This is a genomic window from Saccharothrix sp. NBAS 001 (assembly GCF_056640475.1).
In genome coordinates, this window is sequence record NZ_CM153251.1 from 40,272 (window position 1) to 53,190 (window position 12,919).

Genomic DNA, 12,919 nt, shown 5'->3' on the forward strand with positions numbered 1-12,919 from the left:
GATGGCATGACACCACGGCCGCTGCTGCTGGTCGGCGGAGGAGGGCTCGCGCGCGAGGTGCTCGCGGCGGTCCGCCTCCTGCCGGAGGAGTGGACCCCCGTGGGCGCGTTGGACGACGACCCCACCCGGCACGGCGCGGACCTCGACGGTCTGCCCGTGCTGGGCGGGTCGGAGCTGGTGCACGAGCGGCCCGACGCCGCGGTGCTGGTGTGCATCGCCAGCGCGCGGCGACCGTTGGGCCGGATGACCGTGGTGCGGCGGCTGGGCTTGCCGGAGGATCGGTGGGCCACCGTGGTGCACCCGGCGGCTTCGGTGCCGCCAGGGGCCGTTGTGGGGCCGGGAACGGTCCTGCTGGCCGGGGTGGTCGTGACGACGCCGTTGCGCTTGGGGGCGCACGTCGTGGCGATGCCCCACGTGCTGGTCACCCACGACGACGAGGTGGGCGACGGTGTGACCTTCGCCGGCCGCGCGTCGCTGGGCGGAGCGGTACGAGTCGGGGAGAGCGCCTACCTGGGCCAGGGTTCGTCGGTCCGGGAAGGCGTGTCGATCGGCGCGGGCGCGGTGGTGGGCATGGGCTCGGTGGTGCTCACGGACGTGCCCGCGGGTGAGGTCTGGGCGGGTGTGCCGGCCGGACGACTGCGAGAGGGGAACGGTTCGTGATCGACATCCCGCTGGTGGACCTGCGTGCCCAGCACGAACAGGTGGCCGACGAGGTCGCCGACGGCTGGGCCGAGGTGCTCAAGACGACGGCGTTCATCGGGGGCCGGCAGGTCGCCGAGTTCGAGGCGGAGTTCGCCGCCTACCAAGAAGTCGCGCACTGCGTCGGGGTCGGCAACGGCACCGACGCGATCGAGCTGGCGCTGCGCGCGCTGGAGGTCGGGCCCGGCGACGAGTGCGTGCTGCCGGCCAACACGTTCATCGCCACCGCCGAGGCCGTGGCCCGGACCGGCGCGACGCCGGTCCTGGTGGACTGCGTCGCCGACACCGGGCTCATCGACACCTCGCTGGTGGGCGACGCGCTGACGTCGCGCACCAAGGCGATCGTGCCGGTGCACCTGTACGGCCAGGCCGCGGCCGTCGAGGAGTTGCGGTCGTTCGGGGTCCCCGTGGTGGAGGACGCCGCGCAGGCCCAGGGCGCGCGCCGGCACGGCGTGGCCGTCGGCGGCCTCGGCGACATCGCCGCCACGAGCTTCTACCCCGGCAAGAACCTCGGTGCCTACGGCGACGGCGGGGCGGTGCTGACCTCGTCCGAGGAGTTGGCCGGCGCGGTGCGGTTGCTGCGCGAGCACGGTTCGCCGCGCAAGTACGAGCACACCGTGCTGGGGTTCAACAGCAGGCTCGACACGTTGCAGGCCGTGGTGCTGTCGGCCAAGCTGCGCCGGCTGGAGGGCTGGAACGCGGCTCGCCGCGCGGCGGCCGAGCGGTACTCGGCGCTGCTGGAGTCCGTGGCGGGGGTGACCTTGCCGGTGGTGCTGGAGGGCAACCTGCCGGTGTGGCACCTGTACGTGGTGCGGGTCGCGGAGCGGGACCGGGTGCTGGCCGCCCTGCACGCGGCCGGGATCGGCGCGGGCATCCACTACCCGACGCCCGTGCACCTGACCGGTGCGTTCGACTCGTTGGGGCACGCCCGCGGCGACTTCCCGGTGAGCGAGGCGGTGGCCGGGGAGATCCTGTCCCTGCCGCTGTTCCCGGAGATCACCCTGGCGCAGCAGGAGCGGGTCGTGGCGGCCCTGGCGGCGGCGGTGGGGGAGGCCGGGCGGTGAGCGTCTTTGTGCACCCCAAGGGGTTGTGCGAGAGCGACGAGGTCGGCGACGGCACCCGGGTGTGGGCGTTCGCGCACGTGCTCCCGGGCGCGCGGGTGGGTCGTGACTGCAACATCTGCGACAACGCGTTCGTCGAGGGCAAGGCCGTGCTCGGGGACCGGGTGACGGTCAAGAACGGGACCCTGGTGTTCGACGGCGTGGTGTGCGAGGACGAGGTGTTCCTCGGGCCGAACGTGCTGTTCACCAACGACCTGCGGCCGCGTGCGGCGATCCGGAAGACCGGGGGCGACTTGCTGTCGACCGTCGTGCGGCGCGGGGCGTCGCTGGGTGCGGGGACCGTGGTGGTCTGCGGGGTGGAGATCGGCGAGCACGCGTTCGCGGCCGCCGGGTCGGTGGTGACCAAGGACGTGCCCGCGCACGCGTTCGTGGCCGGGAATCCCGCTCGGCACAAGGGATGGGTGTGCTCGTGCGGTCAGCGGCTGGACGCGGGGTTGGTGTGCCCGGATTGCGGGAACCGGTTCGCCGAAGGTGACAAGGGGTTGGTGGCGCTCTGAGCGCGTGGCGCAGGCGCTGAGTGCGGGCGTTGGCACTGGCGCTGAGCGCGGCGTTGGTACTGGCGCTGAGCGCCGGCGTCGAGGGTGACTGGAAGAGGTTGTGAGGACGGGCTCCGGGCGGTTGCTCGGAGCCCGGTTCGTTTCGGGCTCTGGTGACGCGGAGTCGGCGGTAGCCCTGCGGCGGCGGACCAGGCGGCGGTTCTCGTGGTGGCCGCGATCGGCGCCGTCCGGGTTTGCCGTCGGTGATCAGGTGGTGCCTGGAGCCTGGCTTGCGCTTTCAGGGCCGGTTCGAGTCGGCGGGCTGGGGGCGCGGGGGTTTCGCGAAGGGGCGTCGGCTCAGGATGACGGACTTGAGCGTCCGCTTCTCCTCGGCGGCGGCGGCTTCCTGCTTGGCGATCCGCAGCATCGCGCCGGCCAGGCCGATCATGGTGAACGCCATGCCGGTGGCCACGCTGAAGCCCAGGAGGTCGAAGGTGAACGCGGCGATGCCGCCGGCCAGCACCGCGGACAGCACGGCCGCGGCGACCCCGCGCAGGTGGTCGTCCCGGCTGATCACGCGCACTTGGAGCACCGCGAACCCGGCTGCCACGAACAGCCCGATCAGCGCGAACATGCCCAGGTAGCCGTTCTCGATCAAGGTCAGCAGGAACTGGTTGTCCAGGATCGTGTACTTGGTCGGCAGGAACGTGCCGAAGCCCCGGCCCAACAACGGGTTCAGGTCGATCTGCTCGGCCGCCGCCGCGTAGTCCGCGGTGCGCGCCTTCACGCTCGGGTCGTCCTCGATGTTGGAGAACATGCCGCGCAGCGTCCCGAACAGGCCGGGCACCACCAGGCTCGCGCCCAGGAAGAACCCGCCGCCGACCACCATCGCGGTGATCTTCCGCTTGCGCGGCAAGGTGAAGATCATCACGATGCCGGCGACGGTCATGCCCAGGATCGCGGTCCGCGACAGCGCGGTCATCGCGCCCAGGCCGCACAGCGCCAGGCAGATCAGCCACCGCTTGTAGGGCGTGCCGTCGTCGCGCGCCTTGAACACGTAGTGGGTGGCCATCGGCACCGCCATGGCGCAGATCAGGCCGTACTCGATGGGGTGGTTGGTGGTGCCGGTGGGGCGGCGGAAGATCGACCGCGTCTCCATCACCGCGTAGCCGTTCTCCTGCGCCCGCAGGCCGGGGATGCTGACGTAGGAGGCGAGGTCGACGCCGAGCCCGAACTGGACCAGGCCGACGAACGCGATCACCGCGGAGCAGGCGACGATCAGCTTGAGGACCTTGTCCAGGCGCTCCTTGGTGCGCACGGCGTCGCAGATGAAGACGGCCATGCTGAGCGTCGCGAGGATCCGGATGATGCTGGAGTCGGCGACGGTCAGCTCGTCGGTGGGCAGCCACCGCCTGGTCGCCACGCCGTAGGTCGCGAGGTGCGAGGCGAGGTAGAGGGCGAGCGCGGTGCGCACCACGTTGCGGCCCTTGCCCATGCCGAGCGTGTCGACCATCTGGGCGGCCAGCCAGACGACGCCCAGCAGCAGCGCGAACACCAGGGCCGGCGGGAGCGTCATCGGGACGAACGACAGCACCAGCCGGGCCGGGATGATCAGCAGGGCGAACAGGTACACGCAGACGAGGGTCGCGCCGTCCGCACGTTGCCTGATCCGCTGGAGCCGCTCGCTCAAGATCTGTCTTCGTTGCTCGGCCATGTCGGTGTCGGTGGCGGCACGGCGATCTTCACGGTCTTCTCACTGGCGGTCGGCTGCGGCTTGGCCGGAGTCGGCTTGGGTGGGGAGTTCTGCGGTCCGTTCTGCGGTGCGTTCTGAGGGCCGCCCTGGGGGCCGTTCTGGGGCTTGGCCTGGTTCTGGGGCTGGTTCGGCTTCGCGGTGGGCATCCCGCCGGGGGGAGTGCTGGGCTTGGCCTGCTGGGAGGCGGTGAGGCCGCCGGGCTTGGCCGGTTGGTTCTGGCCCGCCTGGTTCATCTTCGCGGCCGGGATGCCGGTGGGCGGCGTGCCGGGGACCTTCACCTTGATGGTCTGCTCGCTGGCCGTGGGCTGCGGGCGGCGCGCGGGAGGAGCGGGCGGTGCGGGCGGGCGGCGTGGCGCGCCGTTGACCGACGACTGCTCCTGGGCGGGCTCGGGGTCCGGCTCGGCGTCGGCCGCGGCCTGCTCCTTCGCCTTGCGCCGCTTGATGTTGTTCATGATGCTGTCCGCGCCGAAGGTGGCGGCGGTGGTCAGCAGCATGAGCAGCACGAAGGCCGCGCCGGCGTACCGGACCTTGCCGCCGATCTGCGCCTCGGCCTCGGTCGGGTTGACGATCACCTGCGAGGTGATGAAGGTCGACTCCGGGGCCTTCAGCTTGCGCTGCTGGTCCTCCAGCTCCTTGGAGGCGAACTCCATCACCGTGGTGACCATCTTCTCGGCGGTGTCGGGCGTCTCGCTGTCGCCGGTGATGAACAGGAACGGGCCGTTCTGGCCGCCACCCGTCGCGGTGTAGTTCAGCACCGAGCCCTTGGTGATGCCGAGCTGCTCGCGGGTCTTCGGGTCGGCCAGGATCTGCGCCAGGATCTGCGAGGTGGTCGCGAGGCTGCCGTCGAACGCCAGCAGAGGGTTGATCTTCACGGCCTCTTCGGGCGTGACCTTCTGCGAGAACGTGCCACCCGCCGCGGGTGTGGTCAGGACCATCACACCCGTGGACTGGTAGCGGGTCGGGATCGACAGGAACATGCCTGCGGCCACCGCTACGGCGACCACCGCTGACGGCACGGCGATGTACCACCGCCTCCGCAGCGTGCGCACGGCGCCCCAGAAATCCATCCGCTCCCCGATCCGTGTTTACCCTGAGTGCGTCACCGCAAGGTGTTGTTACTCTGAAATCGGCCGACTCGCGCCTTGTCGTTACAGGTGGTGATGGACTTTGGGCTCGCGGCGCGTCGCGCTCGCCGTCGGTGCCATCGTACTGGTCGTCGCGGCCGGTGTGGTGTATGTGGTGAGGGTCGTCCAGGAGCAACCGGTGGTACCGGTCGCGACGGTGGACGCGGACTTGATGTTCGTCGAGCTGGCGGACGGTCGGAGTCGGGTCGAGGAGGTCGCCCTGGCGTCCCCGGACACCCGCAGCGGCACGTCGCTGGCCTGCCAGCGGGTGTACCGCGCGGCGGGCACGACGGTGTGCCTGAAGTTGGCCGGACCCGGGCCGACGTACGCGGCGGAGGTGACCCGGGACGGGGCCTCGCACTCGGTGGCGCTGCCCGGCGTGCCCAGCCGGGCGAAGGTGTCCGCGTCCGGGCAGGTGGTGTCGTGGACGTCGTTCGTGACGGGCGACTCGTACGCCGTGCCGGGCGGGTTCTCGACCCGGACCGGCTTCTTCGACGTGCGGTCCGGGACGGCGGTGGAGTCGTTGGAGGGCTTCACGGCGGACATCGAGGGCAGCGTCCACACGGCACAGGACGTGAACTACTGGGGACTGACGGTGGCTTCGGACGACCGGACGTTCTACGCGACGTTGGCGTCGGGCGGGTTCACGTGGCTGGTGAAGGGCGACCTGGTCGATCGTCGCGTGACGTCACTGAGGCGTGACGCCGAGTGCCCGTCGTTGTCGCCGGACGGGACGAAGATCGCGTACAAGAAGCGGATCGGGCGGCTGGGGCCGTGGGATCTCGCGGTGCTGGACCTCCGGACGGGGGAGGAGCGGCGGTTGCCGGGCACGGCGGGGATCGACGACCAGGCCACGTGGTTGGACGATTCGCGGTTGGTGTTCTCGGCGGTGCCGAAGGACTCCAAGTTGGCGGCGATTCACGAGGTGCCGGCTGACGGGTCCGCTGAAGCGAAGTTGTTGATCCGGGACGCCACCTCGCCGTCGCCTGTGTGAGGCGGGGCCGCGGCTGTGTTAGGTGGGGCTGCGGCTGTGTGAGGCGGGGCTGCGGCTGTGTGGAGTGGGGGTGTGGCTGCGCGGGGTGGGGGTGTGGCTGCGCGGGGTGGGGGTGTGGCTGCGCGGGGTGTGGCTGGCGTTGCTGGGCGGGGTGGGTTTTAGGGCGTCCTCGCCGGACGGGCTGGCCGCCGAGGATGGACACGAAGTGCGGTGGGCGTCGTGTCATCCCCGTGTGGCCTGGTCTGAGACAACCACCCTTGAGTAGGGAGTGCAAGCGAAGGGCGTGCTTGCACTCCCTACTCAAGCGCGGTTCGCTGCGCGCAGGCCACACGGGGATGACACGACGCAGGTTGGGGTGTGTGGGCTGCGCCGGTGTGGCGGGGTGTGGTTGCGAAACTCTTTGTTGGTCGCTGGCGATGTAGTTGGGTGACAGAGGGGTGTGCGCCATGCCGGTTGGCCGTGTGGGGGTGCTTGGCGGGGTGCTGCTTCTGGTGGTTTCGTGTGCGCCTGTTGTGGAACCTGTGGTGCGGCCTGCGGAGTTGGTGGGTGGGCCTACTGCCGATTACTACCGGCGGTGGGTCAACGGGCCCAATCCGGGTGGGGATCCGGCGGTTTTTCCGGTCAACGTGTGGATGCAGGACCCTTCCGAGGTGGTCGACGGGAAGTTGGTCGGGGTCGCTTATCGGGACGTTGGGGTTTCTGCCACGTTGGGGCTTTGGGACGATGATGCCTGGGTGCGGCGGCGGGATGCGTTGTACGCGACCGGGTGGTCGGCCTACGTGTCGCACGGGAAGGTCGACGCGGTGCTGGCGGATCCTGGGCATTCCCGGAACTTTCTCGGGTATCTGCTGGTGGACGAGCCTGACATGCAGAAGTCTCAGGGTGGGCGGTTGCATCCCGAGTTCCAGCCTTCTGCGGTCGTGCGGGTGGCGGAGGAGACTCGGCGGCGGGATCCTTCACGGCCTACTTTCGTCAATTTCGGTGTGTGGATGGGGACGCCGGGTGGGCGGGAGCGGTACGGGTTCGTGGAGGAGAGTTACGAGGCCGACATGCGTACCTACTGTTCGGCGGCGGATATCGCTTCGGCGGACTACTACGGGTGGTCGGACGGGGATTCCGAGGGTGTGGGGGCGTTTCGGTACGGTGAGGTCGTCGACACCATGAGGCGGTGGTGTGGGGTGGACAAGCCGGTTTTCGGCTTTGTCGAGACGGGGCATCCGTACGAGGATGGCGGGTTGATTTCGCCTGATCAGATCGAGGCGGCGGTGTGGAACTGCGTGCTGCACGGAGCCAACGGCATCAACTACTTCGCGCACAGTTTCTATCCGGAGGGGCGTGGGGATCCGGAGAGTGGTGGGGATCCGAAGAGTGGTGGGGCTCTGGGTGGGGGGTTTGCCAGTGCGGTCAGCCGGGTTGACGTGGCGGCACGGCTGAAGGCGCTCAACGGTCGGTTGCGGGCGTTCGCCCCGGTGTTGAACGCGCCTTCGGTGGGTGGGGTGCGTGGGGAGGGTGCTGTGCCGATCGCCGTGCTGCACAAGGTGGTGGACGGGTGGCACTACGTCTTCGCCCAGGCTGACGGGGACTCGGCTCGGCCCGGTAGTGCTCGTACCCGGGCGCGGGTGTCGTTGCCGGTTCGTGGTGGGGTTGCCGAAGTGGTGGACGAGGGGCGGACGGTGTCGGTCGTCGATGGTGTGCTGGTCGACGACTTCGAGCCCTACGGGGTCCACGTGTACCGGTTCGCGGCCGGCTAACGGTGTGCGATCGTTCGGCGATTGTGCTTGTGGCACAGGGATCATGTCGACTGCGGAGGCGCGTTTTGTCAGCACGCTCGGGGATCGTGGTCCAGCCGGCGGAGTCGCCGCATTTCGGGCCGGTTCGTTACGCCGCGCGCCTTCGGGTGTTGCGTCGGGTGGCGGAAGGCGCGCGGCGCAGCTCTGCCCATGCCGCTGCTCGGTCTGCCTGGCGTGAGGTCACGCTTCGGGGCTGTGAGAAGCGGTGGGAGGAGTAGGGCGGGAGGGCTGGGGGTGTGTGGTGTGGTGGGGTGTGAGTGGGCCTCAGACTTGTAGTTCTCGTCTGAGGACTTTTTCCAGTTCGTGGCCGGCGGCGTCCCAGGAGCGGCTGGAGACGCTGGCGGACGCTGCTTGGGCCACTTGGGCGAAGTCCGGGGTGGTGACCACATCGGACAGTTCCCGCGCCAGTTCGTGAGGGGTCGCGGGTGCGTAGCGGACGTGGTCGTTGTCCAGGACCACGCGGTTGTGCGGTGCGTCGTTCACGACGGGCAGGCAGCCTGCGGCCAGCATTTCGTGGGGGACCAGGGAGACGTTCGTCATCGACAGGGTCAGGCCCGCGTAGCACCTGTTGTAGATGTCGTTGAGCTGGTCGGGGGTCACCAGGCCGTGGTCGACGTGCCGGGGGCCCAGTTGGCCGATCTTCTCGCCGTAGGTGTGGATGTCGACGTCGGGGTGGCGTTCGGCGAAGATCTCCAGGGCCAGCAGGCCGATCTCGATCGCGCGGCGCGGGGCCAGCCGCCTGGCGTAGAAGACGACGCCGTCGCGCCGGGTGTTCTCCTTGAGGTGGTAGCGGTCGGCGTCGCAGCCGAAGTCGAACCAGTCGGCGGGCATCCCGACGTCGGCGCGGAGCTTCTCGGCCAGGTAGCGGCCGGCGGTGAAGCCGTGGAAGCCCATGCGGTAGGTGTTGTCGGCCAGCGCGGAGAGGCCGCCCACCGGGTAGAACCACGGCTCGTAGTCCTGCACCAGGTAGAACCTCTTGCCCGCGCACGGGTCGTTGAACGCCGGGTAGGCGGTCATCCACGCGCTGGCGAACACGGCGTGCGCGTCGGCCATCCCGGCGGTCACGTCGAGGACCTGGCCCCGGAAGCCCGGGTAGGACGCCCGGATGACCGGCTCGTGGTCCTCGGCGCGGCTGCCGTACACGTCGTAGAGGTACAGCCGGCAGGTGTGGCCGAGCGATTCAAGGTGCTGGATCAGCCGGAACATGGTGGTGTGGCCGCCCGAACCCGGCGCGGGCGGGGTGCTCACCCAGTTGACGGTGAGCGAGCCGTCCGGGGGGATCGGGGGGATCGTCGCGGGCTTGTGCCGGGTGATGTCGGCCTTCCGGACGTCTTCGAGGCGCACCGGGAAGACGTCCTCGTCCGCGCCCAGGCGCTTGGCGGCGTTGCGCAGGGCGCGTGCGCCCAACTGCCGCACACCCTGTTCCCGGACGATCCGGGACATCTGGTGCGCCCTTCGCTGGAACACCTCGACTGGCCTCAACGCGGACCCCTTCGCAGCAGCCCCAGCGCCTCGTGGCGCAGGGGGAAGACGACGACGGCGTAGGCCAACAGCGACAGCGCGCCGCCGATGATCAAGCGCCACAACGAGTTCGGGACGAACCACTGCACGGTGAGTGCGACGGCGACCATGACCACCCCGCCCATGACGGGCCGGGCCACGGCGGCGGCCAGCGCTCTCACCTTGATGCCGTACGGGCGGAACGCGATCAGGTACGCGGGCATGATGAACACGAGCACGACGACGCTCTGCGCCAACGCCACGCCGCGGATGCCGTCCAGGTGCGCGCCCAGCGCGAGCAGGGGGACCAGGGCGACCAGCCAGACTAGGTGGATGACCAGGATGGCCCTCGAACGTCCGGCGCTCGCCAGGTAGTCGTAGCCCAGTTCCAGGGCGACGCGCATCGCGCCGAGCAGGACCAGGGCGGCGAGCGCCGCTGCGGTGGGGGCCCAGCGCTCGCCGTAGACGGTGCGCACCAACGGGTCCGCCAGGGACGCCAGCAGGACGCAGGCGGGCACCGTGAACAGGGCCAGCAGGCCCAGCGCTCGGGCGAAGGTCCGCTGGAACAGGTCCGGGTCGTCGCGGACCTTGGAGAACGCGGCCAGCGACACGCTGCGGACCGGTTGGGAGAACGCGCCGACCGGCCAGTTCGCCAGGTTCGTGGCCAGCAGGTAGTAGCCCAGCGGCAGCGTGCCCAGCAGGCTGCCGACGATGATGCTGTCCACGTTCAGCACGCCGAACACCAGCAGCGACGCGCCCGCCAGCGGCAGGCCGAAGCCGAGCAGCTCGCGGGCCCGGGTGCGGTCGAAACCGGGCCGGTAGCGCTCCTTGGTGAAGGCGAACATGACCACGGCGGCGGTCAGGTTGGTGGCGATCCGGGACCAGGCGAGGCTCCACGCGCCGAAGCCCAGCAGCGCCATGACGATGACGACCGCGGTGCCCACGACGAACGCCGAGGTGTCCGCGGCGAACTTGTGGTCCTGCCGGAACTCGCGCTGGAGCAGCGCGCCGGGCACGGCCGACGCGCCCGCGACGACCAGCGCGACCGACATGAGCTGGATCACACCGGTCGCCTGCGGGGTGTCCATCGCCTCGGCGAACCACGGCGCGCCGACCACGCAGATGCCGCACAGCAGGCACCCGGACAGGATCGACAGCGTGGTGACGGTCGGCGCGAGGTCCTTCACCGGCTCGTCCGTGCGCACCAGGGCGACGCTCACGCCCATCTCGCTCACGCTGAGCACGATGTTGAGCACCACGAGTGCGACGGCGAACACGCCGAACTGCTCCGGTGCGATCAGCCGCGCCAGCAGGACGCCGACGCCGACCTGCGACACCCGCTGCAGGAGGCTGTTGATGGCGCTCCACCGGATCGCCCTGGTGACCTTGCCCTCCAGGGTGGTCACTGTCCGCGCCACTTCCAGACCTGCTTGCCGACCAGGCCGCGCCCGCGCTTGGCCAGGTGCGCGCCGACGAACACCTGGGTCCGGCTGCACAGCGCGGGGCCCAGCGCCTTGCGCCGTTTCAACGCCCGGTACTCGGGCAGTCGCTCGGTGTGCGGGTAGACCTTGCGGGCGAACTCGACCAGCTCCTCGGTGGGGATCTCGTCGAGCTTGTCGCGGTCGTAGGCGCGGACCGCGCGCCACAGCGCGTCCTTGGCGATGGAGCGGTCGGCCAGGTTCTTCAGGCGCGGCGGGAGGTCCGGGTGTTCGGAGAAGAACCGGTCGAACACGGCCTGTCGCTGCTCCAGGTCGGCGAACACCGACGAGAACTGGGTGCGGAACATGCTCTGCTGGTGGACCCGGTAGTACGCGGCGGGCTTGCCGCGCACGTAGCCGATGTCGGAGACCGCCGCGATGCGCATCCACATTTCGAGGTCGCCGGCGTGCGGCAGGTCCGGCCGGTAGCCGCCGACCTGCTGCTGGATCGACGTGCGCACCACGGCTTCGGGCGAGGACAGCACGTTCTGCCCGGTGCGGCAGCGGTTCTCGATCCAGTCCACTCCGGACCACACGGTGTGGCCGGCGGGCGGCGTCACGATCGAGGGCAGGTCGTCGTGGTCGGCGTAGTACACGACCCGGCCGTACACCATGCCGACGTTCGGGTTCGCCTGGAAGACCTCGGCGGCGCGGGCCAGCGCGCCCGGTGCCAGCAGGTCGTCGGCGGACAGCAGCACGGTGTAGTCGGCCTTGGCCCACTCCAGCAGGCCCTCGTTGTAGGTGGCGATGTGTCCCTGGTTGACTTCGTGGCGGCGACCTTCGACACGCGGGTCCTCGGTCAGCTCCGCCATCACCTCGGGTGTGTCGTCGGTCGACGTGTCGTCGATGATGAGCACGCGCACGTCCACGCCCGGCTGGTCGAGCACGCTCTGCACGCATGCTCTGAGGAATCGCGCGTAGTTGTAGCAAGGTATGACGACGTCGACCGTGGGTCGTGTCGGGGCTTGAGTCACGTCCTAGACATCGGTGACGGCGTCGGATCGTTAACCGCCTGCCGTCACGGATCGTCAGCAGCGCGCGGATAACGATGGGCCCGGGATCCCGATGTACCGGGCAACGGGAAGGGGTCGTGATGGACCACGTCATTCTGACGCGCTTCAACCTGCCGTCCGTGGGTGCCGAGAGCATCGTGCGGGCGCGGGAGGGGTGGTTGACCGAGCGCGTCGGGCTGTTCGAGCGGTACTGCCTGCCGTCGGTGCGCGCGCAGACGTCCGCGAACTACCGGTGGATCATCTACTTCGACCCGGAGAGCCCCGAGTGGCTCAAGGACCGGATCCGCGAGCACGGCGACGCGTACACGCCGGTGTTCCGCGAGCAGGTGAGCCGGGAGGACCTGGTCGAGGACCTCGGCAAGCTGTTCCCGGTGCGCGGCGACGGGCTCATCACGACCAACCTGGACAACGACGACGGGTTGGCGGCGGACTTCGTCGCGCGGCTCCAAGCCGACCGGCCGACTGGTCGCCGCACCGCGCTGTACCTGGCGAACGGGCTGGTCAAGAGCCCGGGTGGGCTGTTCGCGCACCACGACGAGGACAACGCGTTCGCGTCCGTGCGGGAGACTTGGGACGACCCGATCACCTGCTGGGCGGACTGGCACAACCGGCTGCACCGGCACGCCGAGGCGGTCTCGCTGGGCGGCGCGCCGGGTTGGCTCCAGGTCGTGCACGGCGGCAACGTGAGCAACCGGACGCGGGGCCGGCTGGTCTCGCCCGCGCCCTACCGGGCGCTGTTCGGCGACTCGCTGGACGACCTGCCGGAGCCGGACGGCCGGGTGCTGGCCCGCGACCGGTTCGTCGGGCACCCGGTGCGCGTGGCCCGGGACGGGGCGCGCTACCTCGCCAAGACCGCCGCGATGAAGGTGCTCGGACCGGGCGGGTTCGAGAAGGCCAAGCAGGTCCTCGCCGCGCGCGGCCGGGTCAAGTCACCGAGCTGAACAGGACGTCCAAACCGATGGTTCGTGCCC

At 70.2% G+C, this 12,919-nt stretch carries 11 protein-coding genes; 6 read left to right on the forward strand and 5 right to left on the reverse strand.

Going from position 1 to position 12,919, the window contains the following annotated elements; all coding sequences use genetic code 11:
* Positions 1 to 6: 6 nt before the first annotated feature.
* Genes AC0HI0_RS00160 through AC0HI0_RS00170 form a run of 3 tightly spaced genes read left to right on the forward strand, consistent with a single transcriptional unit; the run spans position 7 to position 2,317 of the window.
* On the forward strand, positions 7 to 660 hold the full coding sequence (locus AC0HI0_RS00160; protein WP_480930152.1) for a NeuD/PglB/VioB family sugar acetyltransferase: 654 nt from the start codon (positions 7 to 9) through the stop codon (positions 658 to 660).
* Positions 657 to 1,763 carry a DegT/DnrJ/EryC1/StrS family aminotransferase gene (locus AC0HI0_RS00165; RefSeq protein WP_480930153.1) on the forward strand — a complete coding sequence of 369 codons (1,107 nt, stop codon included), beginning with the start codon at positions 657 to 659 and terminating at the stop codon, positions 1,761 to 1,763. Before AC0HI0_RS00160 ends, AC0HI0_RS00165 begins: the two co-directional genes overlap by 4 nt.
* On the forward strand, positions 1,760 to 2,317 hold the full coding sequence (locus AC0HI0_RS00170) for an acyltransferase (protein ID WP_480930154.1): 558 nt from the start codon (positions 1,760 to 1,762) through the stop codon (positions 2,315 to 2,317). The genes AC0HI0_RS00165 and AC0HI0_RS00170 overlap by 4 nt, the downstream gene beginning before the upstream one ends.
* Before the next feature lie 277 nt (positions 2,318 to 2,594).
* On the opposite strand, the gene AC0HI0_RS00175 is transcribed toward AC0HI0_RS00170, so the two are convergent.
* Together AC0HI0_RS00175 and AC0HI0_RS00180 are read right to left on the reverse strand one after the other, a co-directional pair.
* The gene (locus tag AC0HI0_RS00175; protein ID WP_480930155.1) at positions 2,595 to 3,986 is read right to left on the reverse strand and encodes an O-antigen ligase family protein; all 1,392 of its coding nucleotides are present in this window, start codon (positions 3,984 to 3,986) and stop codon (positions 2,595 to 2,597) included.
* Positions 3,983 to 5,116, reverse strand: coding sequence for a hypothetical protein (locus AC0HI0_RS00180; RefSeq protein ID WP_480930156.1), 1,134 nt, complete (start codon positions 5,114 to 5,116; stop codon positions 3,983 to 3,985). Before AC0HI0_RS00180 ends, AC0HI0_RS00175 begins: the two co-directional genes overlap by 4 nt.
* 196 nt (positions 5,117 to 5,312) lie before the next feature.
* Between AC0HI0_RS00180 and AC0HI0_RS00185 the strand changes: the two genes are divergently transcribed.
* Together AC0HI0_RS00185 and AC0HI0_RS00190 are read left to right on the forward strand one after the other, a co-directional pair.
* Complete coding sequence (locus tag AC0HI0_RS00185) at positions 5,313 to 6,167, forward strand: hypothetical protein (RefSeq protein WP_480930157.1); 855 nt, start codon at positions 5,313 to 5,315, stop codon at positions 6,165 to 6,167.
* Positions 6,168 to 6,646: 479 nt separating this feature from the next.
* The gene (locus AC0HI0_RS00190) at positions 6,647 to 7,918 is read left to right on the forward strand and encodes a hypothetical protein (RefSeq protein WP_480930158.1); all 1,272 of its coding nucleotides are present in this window, start codon (positions 6,647 to 6,649) and stop codon (positions 7,916 to 7,918) included.
* Between the two features lie 303 nt (positions 7,919 to 8,221).
* Here the strand turns inward: AC0HI0_RS00190 and AC0HI0_RS00195 are convergent, their stop codons facing one another.
* The 3 genes from AC0HI0_RS00195 to AC0HI0_RS00205 are packed head-to-tail and all read right to left on the reverse strand — an operon-like array spanning position 8,222 to position 11,909.
* On the reverse strand, positions 8,222 to 9,439 hold the full coding sequence (locus AC0HI0_RS00195; protein ID WP_480930159.1) for a rhamnosyltransferase WsaF family glycosyltransferase: 1,218 nt from the start codon (positions 9,437 to 9,439) through the stop codon (positions 8,222 to 8,224).
* Entirely contained in the window at positions 9,436 to 10,875 is a 1,440-nt protein-coding gene (locus tag AC0HI0_RS00200) for a lipopolysaccharide biosynthesis protein (RefSeq protein WP_480930160.1), read from the reverse strand. Before AC0HI0_RS00200 ends, AC0HI0_RS00195 begins: the two co-directional genes overlap by 4 nt.
* Positions 10,860 to 11,909, reverse strand: coding sequence for a glycosyltransferase family 2 protein (locus AC0HI0_RS00205; RefSeq protein WP_480930161.1), 1,050 nt, complete (start codon positions 11,907 to 11,909; stop codon positions 10,860 to 10,862). The genes AC0HI0_RS00200 and AC0HI0_RS00205 overlap by 16 nt, the downstream gene beginning before the upstream one ends.
* A gap of 119 nt (positions 11,910 to 12,028) precedes the next feature.
* Between AC0HI0_RS00205 and AC0HI0_RS00210 the strand changes: the two genes are divergently transcribed.
* Entirely contained in the window at positions 12,029 to 12,889 is an 861-nt protein-coding gene (locus tag AC0HI0_RS00210; protein WP_480930162.1) for a glycosyltransferase, read from the forward strand.
* The last annotated feature ends 30 nt before the right edge of the window (positions 12,890 to 12,919 follow it).